This is a genomic window from uncultured Neglectibacter sp., assembly GCA_937958185.1.
Taxonomy (GTDB): domain Bacteria; phylum Bacillota; class Clostridia; order Oscillospirales; family Acutalibacteraceae; genus Acutalibacter.
This window is the reverse complement of the sequence record CALFFN010000032.1, coordinates 1-18308: the sequence shown is the minus strand read 5'-3', so window position 1 is coordinate 18308 and position 18308 is coordinate 1. Positions and strand designations below refer to the sequence as shown.

Sequence of the window (18308 nt, the reverse complement as noted above, 5' to 3'; positions counted from 1 at the left end):
TATGCCCCCGCAATGTGAAAAAGGTGTGACGGTTTCTAAATCGTTCTATGAAACTTTTTTGACTGTCCCGGTAAGACTTGTTATCACAGGTTTTCCGCATTTTTCCACGCCGCCTGGAAATAGGTTCTGAAAAATTCCCGGCGCTGGGTATCCTGTTCAAAAAACTGCTCTCGAAGGATAAATTCCGCTATCAAATCTGTCAGTTCTTTTCGGCGCTGCTCCGTCTGTTCCTCATATCGCAGGACGACCAGCGCCCCTTTCGCTTCCTGCTTCATCAGCGCCCGATAGACATCGGCGACAGGCTCCACCTTTTCCACCAAAATGTTTCCCGGGCAATAAAAAAGGCTTTCCCGGTTTTCCACCGCTTTGACGCGCGGGCTTTGCCCCACGCCGTACAAATACCCGGAAGCACCCTGATAAAACGCTTTCAGCTGGTTGGGAAACTGCTCCTCATAATACGCCGTGCCGTTTTTGAGCCAGCCGGTAATATGCTTGCAGCCGTACCCCACGTGCTTCTCGTCCCAAAGATAGAACAGCGCATAGGGAATATTATCCGTAAAATAGACTACTTTTTCCTGAGTGCCGTGAAGCTTGGAGCGAGCCTGAAGCTCCGTAATTCCCGAATTTCCGGAGCCATGATAGAAATATTTCAATGCGCCACACCCCTTCTTTCCCGGGCGGCAAGCCTGTTAGCCCAGCTTTTCCAGCATACCGCTTTTTTTCAGCGCCAGCCGAATGGCGGCGTACAGCGGCACGGATACCGCCACGGCGATCACGGCGTTGACAGCGGAGGTCAGGGCTTTTGTGCCCAGGGCGATCAGCACCACTTCCATCTCGTTTCCCAGCAGCAGGCTCTGAATAAAGCTTTTTGCAAGATACAGCACCATGTAGACCACGCTGCCGGAAACCGCGCCAATCAGGTTCCACCTGTGATCCGCGCCCTTTCTGCCGCCCCGGTAAGCGATCCACCCGCAGACCGCCGCCAGCAGGAACTTGAACAGGAACGTAAACGGCGCGGAAGCGATATGGACAGGGTCCATCACGTCGTACAGGGCGGAGCCGATCCCCGCCGCCAGCCCGCCGCCCACAGGCCCCAGCACAAAGCCGGACAGCAGGCAGAAAATATTGCCCAGATGGATTCGGCTCATGTTGCCCACCGCCACCGGGATCGGCACGCTGAGCTTGCTTGCCACAAAGGTCAGCGCCGCGAACACGGCGATCAGCACGACCCTGTAAATCGTGATCATTGACTTTTTCTGGTTCTCCATTGCACTACACCTGTCCTCTCAAAAATACTCTGCTTATGCCCGCGCCGCGCCGGTTCTTCTGGCGGCGTCAGCCACGGCTTTTGCCACGGCAGGCGCTACCTTTTTATCCAGCGCGGAGGGAATGATATGATCTGCCCGCAGCTCGCTTTCCGGGACAAGCCCGGCAATGGCATACGCGGCGGCGACCTTCATCTCATCGTTGATCTCCTTTGCCCGCACGTCCAAAGCGCCCCGGAAAATGCCGGGGAACGCCAGCACGTTGTTGATCTGGTTGGGGTAGTCGGAGCGCCCGGTGCCCACCACCTTCGCTCCTGCCGCCAACGCTTCCTCCGGGAAAATTTCCGGCGTGGGGTTGGCACAGGCAAACACCATCGCGTCCTTTGCCATGGTACGCACCATATCCCCGGTCAAACACCCGGGCGCGGAAAAGCCCATGAACACGTCTGCGCCCCTGATGACGTCGGCAAGGCTCCCTTGCTTCCGCTCCGGGTTTGTCACCTCCGCCAGCGCGCTTTGGGCGTCCGTCATGCCGGGCAGCTCCGGGTACAGCGCGCCGATCTTGTCGCAGACCACAACGTTGCGCAGCCCCAGCGCCATGAGCAGCCGGGTACACGCCGTTCCGGCGGCGCCTGCGCCGTTGACCACCGCGGAAATGCTGTCCAGGCTTTTCCCCGTGAGCTTCAGGGCGTTCAGCATGGACGCCACCGTGACCACGGCGGTGCCGTGCTGGTCGTCGTGAAATACAGGGATATCCAGCCTTTCTTTTAATTTCCGCTCCACCTCAAAGCAGCGGGGAGCGGCGATATCCTCTAAATTGATGCCGCCGAAGGAGCCCGCGATCAGCTCTACCGTGCGGACGATCTCGTCCACGTCCTTGCTCCGCACACAGATGGGAAACGCGTCCACCCCGGCGAACGCCTGGAACAGGGCGCATTTGCCCTCCATGACGGGCATTCCCGCTTCGGGGCCGATATCCCCCAGCCCCAGCACGGCGGTACCGTCGGTCACCACCGCCACCAGATTGCCCCGGCGGGTGTATTCATAGGACTTTTCCACGTCCTTTGCAATTTCCAAACAGGGGGCTGCCACGCCGGGGGTGTACGCCACCGCCAGATCGTCCTGACTTGTCAGGGGGCAGGGCGTTTCCACCCTGATCTTTCCTTTCCATTCCCGGTGCATTTTCAGCGCCTGCTGATTGTAATTCATTCTCATCGCCGGCTTTCCGTTTTAGTTATTAGTTGTTAGTTTTTAGTAGTTAGAAAGGACCGGTGCAGTCCTCGCACCCTGATCTTTTCCCCATCACGATTGTCGCTCAATTATTATAGCAGGATGTGCTGCGCAAATCAATGTCTTCTCTTGATTTTCCCCTTTCGCCGACCTATAATGGGGACACAAAAAGAAAAAGGCGGCGAAGCTATGGAACAAAAACAGTATCGGGCGTGCATTTTTGATTTGGACGGCACGCTGGCAAATACCTTATCATCTATCGCCTATTTTGGCAACGGCACCCTGGAAGCCTTTCACCTGCCCCCCATTCCCACGGAGCAGTACCGCTACCTGGTGGGAAACGGCGCGGACACGCTGATGCGCAGAATGCTCGCCGCCGTCCACGCGGAGCTTTCCGAGCAGGAGCTTTCCCGCTTCCGGGCGGAATATGACCGCCGCTATGAAAGCGAACCCATGAAGCTGGTCGTCCCTTACCCCGGTCTCCATGAGCTGCTTTCCCGCTGGAAACAGCGGGAGCTTCCCGTGGCTGTGCTCTCCAACAAGCCGGACAACATGACAAAATATATCGTCAAAGAGCTGTACGGCGACCTGCCGCAGCTGGTGCAGGGGCAGAAGGAGGGCGTGCCGAAAAAGCCCGACCCCACGGCGGTTTTGCAGCTTGCCAAGGAGATGGGCGTCCTGCCGGGGCAGGTGCTGTACATCGGCGACAGCGGCGTGGATATGGACACGGGAACCAACGCCGGCATGGACCCCTGCGGCGTGCTGTGGGGCTTCCGGGACAGGGAGGAGCTTCTTACCCACGGCGCAAAGTATCTGGTCTCCACAGCGGAGGAGCTGGAAGAACTGGTCAAAATGGCATAAAGAAGCACCCCGGCGCGAAAAAGGACAGGTATCTATAAATCAGGAGCAGTCCCGGCAACATTGCTTTTCGACCGGAGGTTGTGCGGATAAATTGGAATTTGCAGTTACTTGAAAGCCTCCCTTGTGTAAAGGGAGGTGGCACGGCGCAGCCGTGACGGAGGGATTGTCATGCAGTCAAAGCATAATCACCAATTGGTTCCATTGGCAAAGCAGCTGCGAAAAGAGATGACAAAAGAGGAACGCCATCTTTGGTATGACTTTTTGCGTTCTTATCCTGTTCGATTTTCCAGGCAGAAAGTGCTGGGAAACTACATTGTGGATTTTTTCAGCGCGGAAGCAAGACTGGTGATTGAACTGGACGGCTCCCAGCACTACGATGAGGAAAATCAGAGAAAAGACAGCGAACGTACTGCCTTTCTGAAATCCTATGGTCTCGCAGTGATTCGTCTCCCAAACAACGAAATCAATCAAAATTTTCACGGAGTTTGTGAGTATATTGATGGTGCAGTAAAACAATCCCTCAGTCAGCTTCGCTGACAGCTCCCTTTACACAAGGGAGCCAAGGGCACTGCCGAACCAACGTAGAATAAAAAATCCTCCCTTTGACCAAGTGTCATAGGGAGGATTTGCTGTTTCAGGAGCGCCCGGCTCAGTCGCGCCGGGGCGTATTTTCCCAATTTTTATTCTTCTTCAGGGGTCAGCGTGATGGTCTCCTCCATCATCAGCTCGTTGGAATCCACATCGTACAGCTTGACGGTCACCGGCTTTGCGGAATCCAGCACCTCCATGCCGATCAGACCGAACATATAGCGGTTCGTCTCGGTTTTCACCGTGTTCCCCTCTGCGTTTACATACTGGTGCCCTTCGTAGAACCGTTTGTCCTGCTCCTCTACCCGGCTGCCCAGCAGAACGTCCTCCTGCCAGACCTCCACCTGCACCTTTCTGGGGTGTTGATCCTTCGTCTCCACAAAAAGCAGCAGGTAGTTTCCCGCCTCCTTGTGGCTGGCAAGGGAAATTTTATGGTCGCCGGGGAAGCTCTGGATCTCCTTTTCCTCACAGTAATATGCCGCCGGGGTAAACTGCCTGATGTCCTCCTCTGTGCCAAGCTCCGCCGTGCCTGCCTCAAAATCCAGCAGGAACACCGCCACGTATTCATCGGCGCCGTTCTTGTCAAAGACGGAATACACGATTTTCCGCGTTTCCTCCTCCCGCAAGCCGCCGAACACCCGGATGACACGGGTCAGGCCCTCCTCCGTGGTCTGGGGGGAAGCGTCGCCCAGCGCGCCCACCGCGCAGCCGTCCTCAAAGCTCGCGCCGCTGCTGGGGTTCACATACTCCGGGGGGAAGTCCAGCGTGAAGACTGTTCCGGCAGGGGAAGCCACGGCGGAAACAAGCTTCACGCCATTTCGCTCCGCGCCGCCCTCAATGCGCTTTACCTGCGCGTCGTTTTTCTCCACCGTAAAGCTTAGGGTAAAGGGAGAGGAGTTCCGCTCCAGCTCAAAGGCGTTTTGAAACGCGTAAATTCCGCTGTATTGCAGGGTCACGTCAAGCTGCTCCAAATCGCGGTACTGCTCCGGCACGCGGAAAGAGACCTGAGAAAGATATTCTCCGCTGCCTCCGGGCTGCCAGGTTTGATCTCCCATCAGCACAAAGCCCGCCGCCCCGAGGATATCCCCGCACTCCTCGTCATACTTGACCTGACTACCGCCGTTCAGCAAAATATCATAGCCGGGGGTGCGTCTGCTGAAAAGCTGATCGTCCCGGGTATTGATTTCCATGGAAAGCCCGGCGTACAAAAACTCCCCGTCAAAATAGGCTTCCCGCACCGTGACTGTCATGGGCTTTTCCAGCAGCCCGTTTGCGGGCACCTGCGCTTCCACATTTTCCACGGGCTGGGTATACCGCTGCACGTCCAGCTGTGTTTCGGTCAGGTTCACCCAACCCTGCGTGTTGTTGATCTGCTGGAAAATGCCGCCCACAAGGGGCAGGCTTTCCGCCAGCGCCGGGTTCAACCCGTTGATCCCCAGCAGCAGTACAAGGGCGGCGGCAAGCCCGGAAACTGTCCCGATGGCTGTCTTCAGCGCCCGCACGGGGGCGCGGCGCTTGACCGGCACCTGCTCCGGCAGCTCGGCATAGACCTGCCGCAGCCTGTCGTCGATGAGCTTCGGCACGGCGGGCAGCTCCAATTCTTCCAACAATTCCTGCTCGTATTCTCTATTTTCTACCTGCTTCACAGCAAATGTCCTCCTTTTCCCGATATACCTTCCGAAACCTTTCCCTGCTCCTGCTCAGCCGCACCTTGGCCGCCGATTCCTTGATATGGAGCAGCCCGGCGATTTCCTTGATGGGAAGGTCGTCCAGATAAAACAGCGTTAAAATCAGCCTGTCGTTCTCCCCCAGCCGTTCCAGCCCGCTTTGAATGTCGATCACGTTGTCGTATTCTCTGGTGCGGTCCTCTCCCCAGGCGTTTTCCGGCGCGGCGTCCAGCGAAACGAGTCCCTGCCGCTGGCGCAGGATATGGTAGCAGTTGTAGATCAATATTCTGGTAAGCCATGTCTTGAAGTATTTGGGCTGCCGCAGATCGCAGAGCTTGCAAAAGGCGGTAAGCACCGTTTCGGAAATGGCGTCGGCGGCGTCCTCCTCCCGATGGAGGATCGCCAGCGCGGCGCGGCTCATGGAAAGCTTCTGCTGCTCCATCAGCTCCACAAAAGCGTCCTTTTCGCCCTGCTGCGCCCGGCGCACCAGCTTTTCAGTTCTGTCCAAAGGATATCTCCCTCGCTTTCTAACTTCATTTGCAAAAGCCTTTACGACCATTAGAGGGGAAAAAGTTATAAAAGGTTACACTTGCAGTGGGCAATCGTGTCCTTTCTCTGTGCGGTTCGCCTTTTGGTACGCCGACCGCTGCCTTTTTCCGAAGACGGTTTTTGCACCGTTGCCCTTGTTTTTCTTTTCCAAAGCGCTTCCTGTTGCGCATTCTGATGTGTGCCTATCCCCGGCGCTCTATTGCGCAAAATAAATCTGCTTGGGAGAAGCCCGGTGCTTTTCCCGGAGGGAAAAGAGCGGTATTGCATACCGCAGGGGTTCTCCGTGATAATCGCAACGCGATTATTATTACATGGGGGAGCTCCGCTCCCCCAAACCCCCACAATAATTGGAAAAAGCCGCAAGCCACTACCTTTTTGATGGGGGATTCCCCGCGCTGCCGGAAAGCCGCCAAGTGGAAGCTTCTTTCTGGGGGTTTGGAAAGGGGCGAAGCCCCTTTCCAAAAGAAAAAGAAAATCGCGCACGGCAGCACACGATAAGGGGCAGAAATCACCCTGCGCGAAAGCAGAAAATTTTGGGGAAAAAGCAAACTCTATTCGCCATAAAATACCTGCCTGTGCTTCCACGCTCTTTTTCCTTGCCCTTATCCAGCGTCCAGAATCCAGTATCTATCGTCTATATAGCAAAACCTCCCCGAAATCCGGGGAGGTCCCTGTCTATTTCTCTGTTAAAACGGCTCAAAGCAGATGTTCACGTCTACGCCGCCGTCGATCCCGGGGACTTCTCCCTCGTCGGTATACTGCCACATACGGAAGCCGTAGTACAGGCTGGGCAGGCGGGCATACTCGGCGTACCACATATCATAGTCCTTCCACTGCTCCAGGTCGAAAAATTCATACGCCTGATGCTTATTAAAATAGACGCAGGGAGTATATCCCGCTTCCCTGATCCGCTCGCAGAACGCCGTGCCTATTTTCGTCACCTGCTCGCCGGACATACCGTATGCCCGCAGGGTCTCCGCAGGCAGCTTGTCGCTGGGAATAGGCGCTTCCCAGTCAAACACCACGGGATAATCAAGCTTCCGCTGGTTCAGGGTCTCAATGACAAAATCCGCTTCCGCCTGGGCTTCCGCTTCCGTCACTGCCTGGGAATAGAAATACACGCCTATGTGTAAGCCCGCGGCGTCTGCCTTGGTAAAATTATCCTCAAAGGTCTCGTCCACATTCAGAAGCCCCTGGGTCATGCCGCGATAGCCCAGGCGCAGAATGGCAAAATCCATACCGGCGCTTTTTACCGCCGCCCAGTCTATCTGCCCCTGGTACTCGGACACGTCCACGCCCATACAGGCTTTGGAATCGTCGTACCGGGTCAAGCCGTCCCGAATGATAAATTTTTTGATATCGTACTGGTTCACGGGCAGGCTGTACTTCGGGATCAGCTTTTCGCCATCGTACATATCCTCCACCAGCAGCTCGTTATCCGGCACCGCCACGCCGCTGTAGGTATCCCGGATCGAGGCGGGGGAGCCGCTGCCGTTCAGCGCCAGCGCCACCGCGACGATAATCAGCACGACTGCCGCCACGCCGCCCGCAATGGCATAGAGCAGCTTCTTTTGTGCAGGTTCCAGCTGCATATCGGTCCTTCCCTTCTATGAGATAGTGGGCAAAGCTTTTTTCTCAGCCGTATTTTTTGAGAGAAAGATTGATGGGCACCTCGCCCTCAATGCCCGGCACCGTGCCGGACTTCGTATACTGCCACATGGTGTAATTGTAATAGAAGCTGGGCACGCTGCGGAACTCGGCGTACCACATATCGTAATGGGAAAGCTTCGAGAGATCCAGCTTGGTATAGCCCATGGACTTATCGCAGTAAAAGCTGGCGGTACGCCCGGTAGCTTCGATTTTCTTGCAGAACGTGTCGATAAAGCCCGTGACCTGGTCGCCGTTACAGCGGACCGTGCGCTTACTTTCGTCCGGCGTGCCGTCGTCCTTCGTGTCATATTCCCAGTAGATCGCCACAGGGTAGGTCACGTTGTAGGTGCGTATTTTTTCCAGCACAAAGGTGGCTTCCTCCTCCGCTTCCGCGTCGGTCACCGCCTTAGAATAGAAATACACGCCTACCGGCAGCCCTGCTTCTGTGGCGCCCTTGATATTGTCCTCAAATTTTTCGTCCTCGGCGATCTTGCCGCCCTCGTCCGCCCGCCAGCCCACGCGGATCATGGCGTAGTCCACGCCGCTGTCCTTCACCTGCTGCCAGTCGATATCTCCCCGTTTGGAATTGACGTTGATGCCTACGAAGGAATCCCCTCCCTCATAGGTGATAACGCCCTTATTTTCCAGGAAGCTGTCGGGCTTGTAGCTGCTGGTAGGGATATCGAAGTAAGGGATCGTCATCTGCCCGTCATACATATCGTTGACGGTCAGCTCCGCAGAGCCGCTTTTGGAAACGAGCTCCACGCTGCTGTCCCGGGGTCCTTTTGCCAAAATGACGATGGAAACAATGATAAGCACCGCCACCAGCAGCGCCGTAACAGCCCAAAAGAGATTGCGTTTTTTCACAGAATCCATATAAGTGCATTCCTTTCACAAAGAAAACAAAAAGCCAAAAAATTAAACTTATGATATATTATACAGGAACTTTGGCGAAAACGCAAGATATTCCTGTAAAATCCTGCAAAATTCCAGAAGCTTCCTTTCCCGGGCGGAGCCGGTCCAGGAGAGTTTTCCTGTTTCCTTTCCGGGCGAGACGCTTTTTCCCTGATCCCCCGCTTGCCGGAAGCCCTCTTTTTTGCTACAATAGAGAAAAAGGAACCGGGAAGCCCGATGTTCCCGGAAAGGATATCCAAAATGAAAATAGATTCACTCAGCGAAAAGGAGCTGGAAGCTCTGTATGATACACGTCTGAAGGGGGACTTCCCTCCCAGCGAGCTGCGCCCCTTTTCCAGTATGCAATATCTCCTGCGAAAAAACTCCTACCGCTGCTTTGCTTACCGGGAGGGGAAAACGGTTTTGGCGTACGCCCTGTTTATTTTGTCCCAGGGCGCCGCTCTGCTGGACTATTTCGCCGTGGACCCCTGCCTGCGGGGACAGGGGGTGGGCAGTAAATTCCTGACCGGGCTGAAAAGCGTATCACGGGAATTCGGCGTGCCCTATGTGCTGATCGAGGCGGAAAGTGTGGAAAGCGCCCAAACGCCGGAGCAGATAGACGAAAGAGAGCGCCGCCTGCGGTTTTACGGGCACTGCGGCTGCACCCAAACCTCCGTCTATTCCCTGCTGTTCGGCGTGGAATATCAGATTCTGCTGCTGCCTTTGACAGAGGGTGTTTTCAACGAAGAGGAAGTAAAGACCAATCTGGAGCAGGTGTACCGTTCCTTTGTGCCCCAGTTCACCGGGGACGATGAAGAAAAATACCGGCAGGTTTGCCGCTGCTATCGGAAAGAGCCGGAAACCCGGGAATTTGCCCGGGAGCTCGGGAAATCCCTCACCTTCCTGCTGCGTGACCGAAAGATATTTATGGGAGAGCGGCTGAGCCGGTACGGCTTTTCCGGCCCCATGTACTCCATGCTGCTCCATGTGGACCGCCACCCCGGCGCCACGCAGGACAGCATCGCCAATCATATGTACATCGACAAAAGCACCGTGGCGCGGCGCATCAAGCAGATGGAGGAGCTTGGCTATATCCGCCGGGAAACCGATCTGGCGGACCGCCGGCAGAATAACCTTTACCTGACGGACTCCGGCAAAGCCCTCGGCCCCACCATTCGGAGCTACCTGTCCCAGTGGGGGCAGAGCGTAGCTTCCGACCTGACGGAGGAGGAGCAGAACACCCTTTTATCCCTGCTCTCCAAAATTCTGGAGCAGACCAGCCGGAACAAGGGCGCGAAATAACTGCCAAAAAGATGGAGATACAAAAAAGCGGCTGTTCTTTTTTAGAACAGCCGCTTTTGCTTTTTTATTCCGCCAAAGCGCGGGTCAGCCATGCTTCTGCAATATCCAGCGCAAGATAGAGACCGTTTTTCTCGCTGGTCTTCACGATCTGCTTTCTGGTGCGAATTTCCGGGTCGGTGTACATCAGCTGTACCGTTACCTTGTCGGCAACGTCCAGATCGCCCACCTTTTTCTTGGTCTTAATGTCGATCTTGATGACGTACTTATCCTTCATGCTGCCATAATAAATGGTATCGCCGCAGCGTACCAGCGGCTTTCCCTTATAGGTGGGGAAGCTGCCTTTTTCTTCTGTGGCCTTTGCCGCTTTCGTCTTCGGCGCCGCTTTCTGCTCGCTCAAAAAATCACCGCACTTTCCTTATCAAATCTGCATCACTCGCCCAGATAAGAGCGCACCATCGCCTTCAGCAGCTCGTCCCGGTCGATCCGGCGCACCAGGCTGCGGGCGTTATTGTGGGTGGTGATATAGGTGGGGTCTTCACTCAGCAGATATCCCACAATCTGACTGATGGGGTTATATCCCTTCTCCTTCAGAGCGTCATACACGGTCAGCAGGATACGCTTCATATCCGCTTCCCGCACCTCTTCCATGGAAAAGGTGATGGTATTGTTGCTGGAAAAATCCTCCGGCACGTGGAACACCTACCTTTCGTCTGCCCGGGCAACGCTTCCCGGTTCTTTTTATCATACAGGAAATTTTCCTGAAATGCAAGTTTTTTTCCTGCCCGCTGCGGATTTCACAAAATCGCCGGGCTTCCCCCTGAAAGGATATGCCGCTCCCCTCTGAAATTAGGCGTGAGCCGCAAAATTTTTGGCAAGGGCAAATCCCGCGGGCTGGGCACAGGCGCAACCTGCTGTTTCGCTGTCCGAAAAGGCGTCAGGAACGCAGCGCAGCCCCGACCTTGCCCAGCTTCTCCACAATGGCGTCCACCACGGGCTGCACCTCTTCCTTGGAAAGCGTCTTTTCCTGAGAAGAGAAGGCGAACCGCAGGGTCAGGCTCTTTTTACCGTTCTGGGCAAAGGAATCGATCAGGCTGACCCCCGTCAGCAGGGAGGGGTCCACCTCCGCCCAGGCGGGAGAAAGCTCTTCATATTTCAATCCGTCCGGCACCAGCAGGGACAGGTCGAAGTCTATCCCCGGGAACCGGGAGGGCTCCCGATATTCCAGCGCCTCCGCAGGGAGGGCGGCAAAGCTGTCCATGTCTATCTGGGCGCAGACCACCGCCGCTTTCCTGTCCAGATTGGAAAGGACCGAGGGGTGCAGCGTACAGAGCCAGCCCAGCGCTTTTCCGCCGGAGGATATCTCCGCCGTGTTCCTGGGGTGCTGCCACGCATGGACGGGGGCGGTGTTGTGGAGCGCAAGCTCTGTGCGCTTGATCTCCCTGCCCAGCGACTTCACCATTTCCAGCAGCTTGAAATACAGCTCTTTTTCGCTCTGGTTCCTGCTGTACAGCGCGATACCCAGCGCCTTGCGCTCGTTGCAGTCGCCATTTGGAAGCGTTCCCTCGCACACTCTGCCGATCTCGAAAATGCCAAATTCCGGCGCGAAGGACTTGTTCTCCTGCACAAAGGCAAGGAGCGTGGGTCCCAGATTGGTGCGCAGCGTTTCCTGATCGGGGGACTGAGGGCTTAAAAGCTTTACGTTCTCTTCCAGCTCTATCCCTAACTCCCGGCACTTTTTCCCGTCGAACCAGATATAGGAATGCACCTCATGCAGCCCGTACCGTTCTACCAGAATATCCTTTGCAAAATTGTCGCATTTATTTGCCGCGCTCTTTTTCTGGGGGTACAGGGGGCTCAGCGTGGTGGAGACCTTGAAATTGTCATAGCCGTAAATTCTGGTGATCTCCTCGATGATGTCCGCCTTGATGGTCACGTCCTTGGTGACGCGCCAGGAGGGCACGTCCACATGGAACTCGCCATCGGTGAAGTCCGCCCGGAAGCCCAGCGCCCGCAGGGTGGAAAGCACCTGCTCCTGGGAGATCTCAATGCCGGTGTAGCGGTCCACATAATGCTGGTCAAAGCTCAGGGAGACCGCCGGGTATTTTTTCACATATACGTCCGTCAGCCGGGAAATGACCTGCGCGCCCGGGTCGATCTCCAGCAGCAGCTTCATGAACCGGGCAATGGCGGTGGAGGTCATTTCCGGGTCAAGGGTCTTTTCGTACCGCATGGAAGCGTCGGTGCGCAGCCCCAGCCGGGCGGAGGAACGGCGGACGCTGACTGCGTCAAAGGTGGCGGATTCCAGCAGCAGGCTGTCGGTGTCGTCCTCGATTTCCGAAGCCAGACCGCCCATAATACCCGCTATGGCGACCGGCTCCCCCTTGGAGCAGATCATCAGGGTGTTTTCATCGACCGCCCGCTCTGTGCCGTCCAGAGTCTGGAAAGTAAAGGGCTTCGAGAAGCGCTTTACCTCGATGCAGTCCACCTTGGCACAGTCAAAAGCGTGCATGGGCTGCCCCATTTCCAGCATAAGATAGTTGGTCAGGTCCGCCAGCAGGTTGATGGCGCGGCTGCCGCAGTAAAACAGCCGGATACGCATATCCACCGGGCTGACTTTTTTCGTGATGTTGCGCACCTTTAAGCCCGTGTAGCGGAAGCAAAGCTCCTTCTCCTGCACGTCGATGGAGATGGGCGCCAAATTGTCAAACCGGGACAGCTCCACGGTGTCCAGGGGTTTCAGCTCACGCCCGGTCAAAGCGGCAAATTCTCTGGCAATGCCGTAATGCCCCCACAGGTCGGGGCGGTTGGTCAGGGATTTGTTATCCACCTCAAAGACGGTGTCCCTGATGGCGTAAAGCTCTGTGATATCCCTGCCCACAGGGGTGTCTTCAGGCAGCTCCCACAGCCCGGAATGGTCGTCGGAAATGCCCAGTTCTTTTTCGGAACAGCACATTCCGTGGGAATCGTACCCGGCAAGCCTGGCGCAGCCGATCTCCACGCCGCCCACCATGCCGCCCTCCTTGACAAAGGGCACGATCATGCCCTCCCGCACGTTGGGCGCGCCGCAGACCACGCTGTACACCTTGTCGCCGCCGTCCACGGTAAGCAGGTGGAGCTTCTGGGAATCGGGGTGGTTCTCCACGGTCAGAATTTTGCCGGCGACCACGTCCCGCAGGTTCTCCCCCATGTGGAACACTTCCTCCACCTCCGCGGTGGACAGGGTAAAACGGTGGATCAGATTTTCCAGATCCAGCCCGGAAAGATCGACGAAATCGCCGATCCAGTTCATTGAAATCAACATAGCCTTTTTCTCCTTCTCTTATTTCATCGGAAGCGAACCGCCGCTCACTCGTGCTTGAACTGGGACAGCGCCTTCAAATTGCCGCTGTTCAGGTCCCGGATATCCTTCACGCCGTACTTCATCATCACAAGCCTGGTCAGACCCAGCCCAAAGGCGAAGCCGGTGTACTCCTCCGGGTCGATGCCGCCCTCCCGCAGGACGTTGGGGTGGATCATGCCGCAGGGGCACAGCTCCAGCCAGCCGGAATGCTTGCAGGAGGGGCAGCCCTCGCCGCCGCAGATCAGGCAGTTGATGTCCAGCTCAAAGCCCGGCTCCACAAAGGGGAAGAAGCCCGGGCGCAGCCGGACGTTTATCTCCCGCTCAAAAACCTCGGAAAGCATGGTCTTCATAAAATAGATCAGATTGGAGATGGAGATGTCCTTGTCGATCATCATGCCTTCCATCTGGAAGAAGGTGTTCTCGTGGCAGGCGTCGGTGGCTTCGTTGCGGAAGCAGCGGCCGGGGAAGATCGCCCGCAGGGGCGCGCCGTACTTTTTCATGATGGCATTCTGGGCGGCGGAGGTCTGGGTCTTCAAAAGCTGCCCGTTGTCCAGATAATAGGTGTCCTGCATATCCCTGGCAGGGTGATCCTTCGGCACGTTCACCGCTTCAAAGCACTCGTAGTCGCTGACGATCTCCCGGTAGTCCTCGATGGTAAAGCCCATGGAGGCGAAAATTTCCTCCAGCTGCCGCTGGACAATGGTGATCGGGTGGTAAGAGCCCTTTGTCTCCTGCACCGGCAATGTCACATCGTACTGCTCGGCGGAAGCGACAAGCCGCTCCTCTTCGGCGGCTCTGATCTTCTCCACCCGGTCGGCAATGCATTCCTCCACCTGCTTTTTCAACAGGTTGATATGCTGACCCATTTCCTTTTTCTGCTCGGCGCTTACGTCCTTGAGCCCTTTCAAAAGCTCGGTGACAGAGCCCTTTTTGCCCAGATACGCCACCCGCAGCTTTTCCACGGTCTCGCTGTTTTTGGCTTCCGCCAGCTCCTGCTCAAAGCGCTTTTGCAATGCTTCGATTTTTTCGTTCATGGTGAACCTTCCTTCCTGTTTCGATTTCGGGGACAAAAAAACTCCGCCCCCCGTGAGCCAAGGGGCGAAGTGTAAACTACGCGGTACCACCCAAGTTCAGCAGAAATCCCAAGTCCGCCTGAAATTCCCGCCCTTTCCGTCGGTCTGTAACGTGACCTGCCCCGTCAGCGCCTACTTGCGTCGTTTCAGCGCCACCGCTCCGAAAGGAACTTCGCCCCGCCTGCCGTGCGCCCGTGCTTCCAGCCGATGACACAGGCTCTCTTTCCACGCGTTTTGCGGGACTACTTTCTTTCTTCTCAGCGTTTTGCTTTATTTTAGCACAAGGATTTTCGATTTTCAAGTGTTTCCGAAAAGATTCGTTGAAACGCGGCGGATAATATGCTATAATGAACGGAAATTCCATAAAGAATCTGACCTGTGAAAGGAAATATCCCATGAACGATGTATTTGTAGAACGAATGGTAAAGAAAAAATTTGAGGGCGTGGATATCCTGATCACCATAGCGACCCTGATCGGGATCGTTCTGGTATCCTTTATCGGCTTTATTGTGGGCTTTTTCCTCATTCAGTTTCCCACGCTGACGCTGCTCATCGCCGCCGCAGCCATTTTCGGCGGCTATAAGCTCATCAGCTCCCGGCTGCTGGAATACGAATACAGCCTGACCAACGGCTTTGTCACCGTGGACAAAATCATGAACCGTTCCACCCGGAAGCGCATGACCGCCTTTGAATGCGACACCTGCGAGGACATCGGCAGCTACAACGAAAACGAAGCGCGGCTGAAGAACCGTTCCTTCGACACCCGGATATTCGCCACCCGGTCCTCCGCCCATGAAGGCTCCTGGTACATGATCGTCCGGGGCAAGAAAACGGGAAAGACCCTGCTGGTATTCGACCCGGACGAGGACCTGCAGGAAGCCGTCAAAAAGTTTATTCCCCGGCAGCTGAAATTTGAAAAATTCGGCAGAAACTGAGTTTACCCGCTGAAAGGAGCCTTTTCCATGACTGTCATCCCTAAGGACTACCACGCTTCGCTGGGGCTGTACGAGACCCAGAAAGCGATCGGGCTGATCAAAAACGTGTTTCAGATCAAGCTCTGCGCGGCGCTGCACTTAAAGCGCGTCACCGCCCCCCTGTTCGTGGACCCCGCCACGGGTCTGAACGACGACCTGAACGGCGTGGAACGCCCGGTCAGCTTCGACGTCCCCGCTGTGGGCAGGGACGCGCAGGTGGTGCATTCCCTGGCAAAGTGGAAGCGCCTTGCCCTGCACGAATACGATTTTTACGTGGGTAACGGGCTCGTCACCGATATGAACGCCATTCGCCGCGATGAAGAGCTGGATAACCTGCATTCCATCTACGTGGACCAGTGGGACTGGGAGAAGGTCATCGACCGCAGCATGCGCACGGAGGAGTATTTGCAGGATACCGTGCGGCGCATCGTCAGCGCCATCTGCGGCACGCTGGACGAGCTGCAATGGCAGTTTCCCCAGCTGGAAACCGAGCTGTGCCGGGACGTTGTTTTCCTCACCTCCCAGGAGCTGGAGGACCAGTACCCCGCCCTGACCCCCAAGGAGCGGGAAAACGCCTTTGTCAGGGAGCACAAAGCCGTCTTTCTCCAGAAGATCGGCGGCAGGCTGAAAAGCGGCAAGCCCCACGACGGCAGGGCCCCCGACTATGACGACTGGGACTTGAACGGCGACCTGCTGTTCTGGCACGAGCCGCTGCAGTGCGCGCTGGAGATCAGCAGCATGGGCATTCGGGTAGACGCACAATCCCTGGACCGCCAGCTGACGGAAGCCGGCTGTGACGACCGCCGGAAGCTGCCCTTCCATCAAATGCTGCTCCGTGACGAGCTGCCCCTGACCATCGGCGGCGGCATTGGGCAGAGCCGCCTGTGTATGCTGCTGCTGGGCAAAGCCCACATCGGCGAGGTGCAGTCCTCCCTGTGGGACGAAGAGACCCGCAGGCTCTGCAAAGAGGGCAATATCATTTTGCTGTAACGCGAGCAGTGGTTAGCAGTTAGTTGTTAGAAAAGAGCGCCCCAGCCGGGTCGGCTGGGGCGCTCTCATTTTTGCTGTTGTTGAGTTAGTTCGCGTAACGGTAGAGGAAAGTGACGATCTGCCCGCGGGCGCAGCGGGCGTCCGGACTGAACTTTCCATTGCCCGTGCCGCCGGTGATCTCATTTGCCACCGCCCATTTTACCGCGGTTTCATAGTATTCCCCGGTTTTTACATCGCTGAACGCGCTGCCGGACGTTTCAGGGGAACCTTCCTTCCGCCACAGGAACGTGACAATCTGCGCCCGGCTGCACACGGTCTCCGGGCTGAACTTCCCGTTGCCCGTGCCGCCTGTAATGTTCTGCTCCACCGCCCACTGGACGGCTTTCTCATAGTACGACCCCGCCTTTACGTCCTTAAAGCTCGCGGCGGTGCCCGCAGGCTCCGGCTCCCCGGCGGCGCGCCACAGGAACGTCACCGCCTGCGCCCGGGTGCAGGAAACATTGGGGCTGAAATGATTTTTGTCCGTGCCGCTGGTGATGTTCTTGTCCACAGCCCACACAACAGCGTCGGAATAATATTCGCCCTCATACACATCGGTAAAGCCTGCAACGGTGGGCTTTGTGGGAATAGTCGTGCCACCTCCCAGCGAAATATAACCCCACTTGCCATTCAGTTTCACCGACACAAAACCCTCCGAAAACGCACCTGTACCGTCATACTTAAAGGGAATGACCTCCTTGCCTGTTTTGTCAATGAAGCCATGCTTGCCTCTGTCATTGCAGACTGTCGCAAGACCCTCGGAAAAGGAAGCTGCCCCACCATATTTGCAGGGAACGACCTCCTGACCCGTTTTATCGATAAAACCCCACTTGTCGTTCAATTCCACTGCTGCAAGACCTTCAGAGAAGTCTGCCATGTAGCTATATTTGTAGGGAATGACTTCCCGACCCGTTTTGTCGATGAAGCTCCACTTATCGTCCAGTTTCACCTTCGCAAGCCCTCCCGAAAACGAAACCGCATCGTCATACTTGCAGGGAATGACCTCCTGACCCGTTTTGTCGATAAAGCCGTAGCCGTATCTTCTGTTGCAAACTACCGCAAGGTCCTCGGAGAAGGACTCCGCATAATCATATTGGAAGGGAATAACCTCCTTACCAGTTTTGTCAACAAACCCAACTTTTCCAACATAGCCATCCTCGTCGATCAGTCCCATCGCCGCAAGCCCATCGGAAAATGAAGACGCAAAACCATACCTGCAAGGGATAACCTCTTTGCCAGTTTTGTTGATGTAACCAGACATCCATACACCTTGGTCGTTAACTTCCACCCTTGCAAGCCCCTCGGAGAAGTCTTCCACATAGTCATACTTGCAGGGCACAATCTCCTTGCCCGTTTTGTCAATGACGCCCCACTTACCATTCCGGCACACCGATGCAAGACCTTCCGAGAACGAACCAGTAGCGTCATATTTGAAGGGAATGACTGCCTTGCCTGTTTTGTCAATGAAGCCATGCTTGCCATTCAAACTCACCGACGCAAGACCCTCGGAAAAGTCCCCACCGTTAGCAAAAATATCGTACTTGTAGGGAATGACCTGGGTGATTGTGACACCTGTCGCGCTTGCCGCTAATGGGAAACACCCCACCAGCAAACACAGTGCCAATAATAAGCTTACAACCTTTTTCATTTCTCCGAACTCCTTTCAGGATTTTGTCAAAAAGTATACCTTTTGACAATTGTCCCAAAAGGTCTCCTTATCAAATGAAACAGAAAAATTTTTGGAAAAAAGGAGAGAATTCCTTGACAATTTCTGCCATTTCCTGTAAGATTTGTCTATAGAAAAACCACTGTCAAAAGGTATACCTTTTGACAGTGGTTTTTTAGATATGAACAGATAACCCGGCAGCCCGCCAATGGTGGCGGGC

Annotated in this window: 18 protein-coding genes; 5 read left to right on the top strand and 13 right to left on the bottom strand. The window is 55.7% G+C overall.

Annotated elements, in window-relative coordinates; translation table 11 throughout:
* Positions 1-83: 83 nt before the first annotated feature.
* The 3 genes from AB8996_RS10430 to AB8996_RS10420 are packed head-to-tail and all read right to left on the bottom strand — an operon-like array spanning position 84 to position 2474.
* Positions 84-653, bottom strand: coding sequence for a hypothetical protein (locus tag AB8996_RS10430; RefSeq protein WP_369298924.1), 570 nt, complete (start codon positions 651-653; stop codon positions 84-86).
* Positions 654-689: 36 nt separating this feature from the next.
* Positions 690-1247 (bottom strand): ECF transporter S component, encoded by a 558-nt coding sequence (locus AB8996_RS10425; RefSeq protein WP_369298923.1) that lies wholly within the window; start codon positions 1245-1247, stop codon positions 690-692.
* A gap of 54 nt (positions 1248-1301) precedes the next feature.
* A complete protein-coding gene (locus AB8996_RS10420; RefSeq protein WP_369298922.1) occupies positions 1302-2474 on the bottom strand; it encodes an NADP-dependent malic enzyme in 1173 nt (390 codons plus the stop codon).
* Between the two features lie 210 nt (positions 2475-2684).
* Here AB8996_RS10420 and AB8996_RS10415 point away from each other — a divergent pair, with 210 nt between their 5' ends.
* Together AB8996_RS10415 and AB8996_RS10410 are read left to right on the top strand one after the other, a co-directional pair.
* The gene (locus AB8996_RS10415) at positions 2685-3356 is read left to right on the top strand and encodes an HAD family hydrolase (RefSeq protein ID WP_369298921.1); all 672 of its coding nucleotides are present in this window, start codon (positions 2685-2687) and stop codon (positions 3354-3356) included.
* A 168-nt stretch (positions 3357-3524) separates the two neighbouring features.
* Positions 3525-3893: an endonuclease domain-containing protein gene (locus tag AB8996_RS10410; RefSeq protein WP_369298920.1), complete on the top strand. Its 369-nt coding sequence runs from the start codon at positions 3525-3527 to the stop codon at positions 3891-3893.
* Between the two features lie 143 nt (positions 3894-4036).
* Here AB8996_RS10410 and AB8996_RS10405 read toward each other — a convergent pair whose 3' ends face one another.
* From AB8996_RS10405 to AB8996_RS10385, 5 genes are all read right to left on the bottom strand, one after another.
* Complete coding sequence (locus AB8996_RS10405) at positions 4037-5590, bottom strand: DUF4179 domain-containing protein (protein WP_369298919.1); 1554 nt, start codon at positions 5588-5590, stop codon at positions 4037-4039.
* On the bottom strand, positions 5571-6119 hold the full coding sequence (locus AB8996_RS10400; RefSeq protein WP_369298918.1) for a sigma-70 family RNA polymerase sigma factor: 549 nt from the start codon (positions 6117-6119) through the stop codon (positions 5571-5573). The genes AB8996_RS10405 and AB8996_RS10400 overlap by 20 nt, the downstream gene beginning before the upstream one ends.
* Positions 6120-6184: 65 nt before the next feature.
* A complete protein-coding gene (locus tag AB8996_RS10395) occupies positions 6185-6745 on the bottom strand; it encodes a hypothetical protein (RefSeq protein WP_369298917.1) in 561 nt (186 codons plus the stop codon).
* A gap of 101 nt (positions 6746-6846) precedes the next feature.
* Positions 6847-7752: a glycoside hydrolase family 25 protein gene (locus tag AB8996_RS10390; protein ID WP_369298916.1), complete on the bottom strand. Its 906-nt coding sequence runs from the start codon at positions 7750-7752 to the stop codon at positions 6847-6849.
* A gap of 43 nt (positions 7753-7795) precedes the next feature.
* Positions 7796-8686, bottom strand: a complete 891-nt coding sequence (locus AB8996_RS10385; protein WP_369298915.1) for a glycoside hydrolase family 25 protein — start codon at positions 8684-8686, stop codon at positions 7796-7798.
* Between the two features lie 279 nt (positions 8687-8965).
* Here AB8996_RS10385 and AB8996_RS10380 point away from each other — a divergent pair, with 279 nt between their 5' ends.
* The gene (locus tag AB8996_RS10380; protein WP_369298914.1) at positions 8966-10006 is read left to right on the top strand and encodes a GNAT family N-acetyltransferase; all 1041 of its coding nucleotides are present in this window, start codon (positions 8966-8968) and stop codon (positions 10004-10006) included.
* Positions 10007-10070: 64 nt separating this feature from the next.
* On the opposite strand, the gene AB8996_RS10375 is transcribed toward AB8996_RS10380, so the two are convergent.
* The 4 genes from AB8996_RS10375 to pheS form a co-directional block, all read right to left on the bottom strand.
* Positions 10071-10316, bottom strand: a complete 246-nt coding sequence (locus AB8996_RS10375; protein ID WP_369298933.1) for a hypothetical protein — start codon at positions 10314-10316, stop codon at positions 10071-10073.
* Between the two features lie 119 nt (positions 10317-10435).
* On the bottom strand, positions 10436-10696 hold the full coding sequence (locus AB8996_RS10370; protein ID WP_322179912.1) for an IreB family regulatory phosphoprotein: 261 nt from the start codon (positions 10694-10696) through the stop codon (positions 10436-10438).
* Between the two features lie 244 nt (positions 10697-10940).
* Positions 10941-13307: a phenylalanine--tRNA ligase subunit beta gene (pheT, locus tag AB8996_RS10365; RefSeq protein WP_369298913.1), complete on the bottom strand. Its 2367-nt coding sequence runs from the start codon at positions 13305-13307 to the stop codon at positions 10941-10943.
* Positions 13308-13351: 44 nt separating this feature from the next.
* Positions 13352-14380 carry a phenylalanine--tRNA ligase subunit alpha gene (pheS, locus tag AB8996_RS10360; RefSeq protein ID WP_369298912.1) on the bottom strand — a complete coding sequence of 343 codons (1029 nt, stop codon included), beginning with the start codon at positions 14378-14380 and terminating at the stop codon, positions 13352-13354.
* A gap of 434 nt (positions 14381-14814) precedes the next feature.
* Here pheS and AB8996_RS10355 point away from each other — a divergent pair, with 434 nt between their 5' ends.
* Both AB8996_RS10355 and asnA read left to right on the top strand, forming a co-directional pair.
* Positions 14815-15354, top strand: coding sequence for a DUF6106 family protein (locus AB8996_RS10355; RefSeq protein WP_369298911.1), 540 nt, complete (start codon positions 14815-14817; stop codon positions 15352-15354).
* A gap of 27 nt (positions 15355-15381) precedes the next feature.
* Entirely contained in the window at positions 15382-16383 is a 1002-nt protein-coding gene (asnA, locus tag AB8996_RS10350) for an aspartate--ammonia ligase (RefSeq protein WP_369298910.1), read from the top strand.
* Between the two features lie 85 nt (positions 16384-16468).
* Here asnA and AB8996_RS10345 read toward each other — a convergent pair whose 3' ends face one another.
* Positions 16469-18070 (bottom strand): WG repeat-containing protein, encoded by a 1602-nt coding sequence (locus AB8996_RS10345; RefSeq protein WP_369298909.1) that lies wholly within the window; start codon positions 18068-18070, stop codon positions 16469-16471.
* Between the last annotated feature and the right edge of the window lie 238 nt (positions 18071-18308).

Bases quoted from the DNA above. Each gene is read 5' to 3' on its own strand.
- AB8996_RS10355 (WP_369298911.1), top strand. From the start codon at position 14,815: ATGAACGATGTATTTGTAGAACGAATGGTAAAGAAAAAATTTGAGGGC.
- AB8996_RS10385 (WP_369298915.1), bottom strand. From the start codon at position 8,686: ATGGATTCTGTGAAAAAACGCAATCTCTTTTGGGCTGTTACGGCGCTG.
- AB8996_RS10390 (WP_369298916.1), bottom strand. From the start codon at position 7,752: ATGCAGCTGGAACCTGCACAAAAGAAGCTGCTCTATGCCATTGCGGGC.
- asnA (WP_369298910.1), top strand. From the start codon at position 15,382: ATGACTGTCATCCCTAAGGACTACCACGCTTCGCTGGGGCTGTACGAG.
- AB8996_RS10425 (WP_369298923.1), bottom strand. From the start codon at position 1,247: ATGATCACGATTTACAGGGTCGTGCTGATCGCCGTGTTCGCGGCGCTG.
- AB8996_RS10420 (WP_369298922.1), bottom strand. From the start codon at position 2,474: ATGAATTACAATCAGCAGGCGCTGAAAATGCACCGGGAATGGAAAGGA.
- AB8996_RS10380 (WP_369298914.1), top strand. From the start codon at position 8,966: ATGAAAATAGATTCACTCAGCGAAAAGGAGCTGGAAGCTCTGTATGAT.
- AB8996_RS10345 (WP_369298909.1), bottom strand. From the start codon at position 18,070: ATGAAAAAGGTTGTAAGCTTATTATTGGCACTGTGTTTGCTGGTGGGG.
- pheS (WP_369298912.1), bottom strand. From the start codon at position 14,380: ATGAACGAAAAAATCGAAGCATTGCAAAAGCGCTTTGAGCAGGAGCTG.
- AB8996_RS10410 (WP_369298920.1), top strand. From the start codon at position 3,525: ATGCAGTCAAAGCATAATCACCAATTGGTTCCATTGGCAAAGCAGCTG.
- pheT (WP_369298913.1), bottom strand. From the start codon at position 13,307: ATGTTGATTTCAATGAACTGGATCGGCGATTTCGTCGATCTTTCCGGG.
- AB8996_RS10415 (WP_369298921.1), top strand. From the start codon at position 2,685: ATGGAACAAAAACAGTATCGGGCGTGCATTTTTGATTTGGACGGCACG.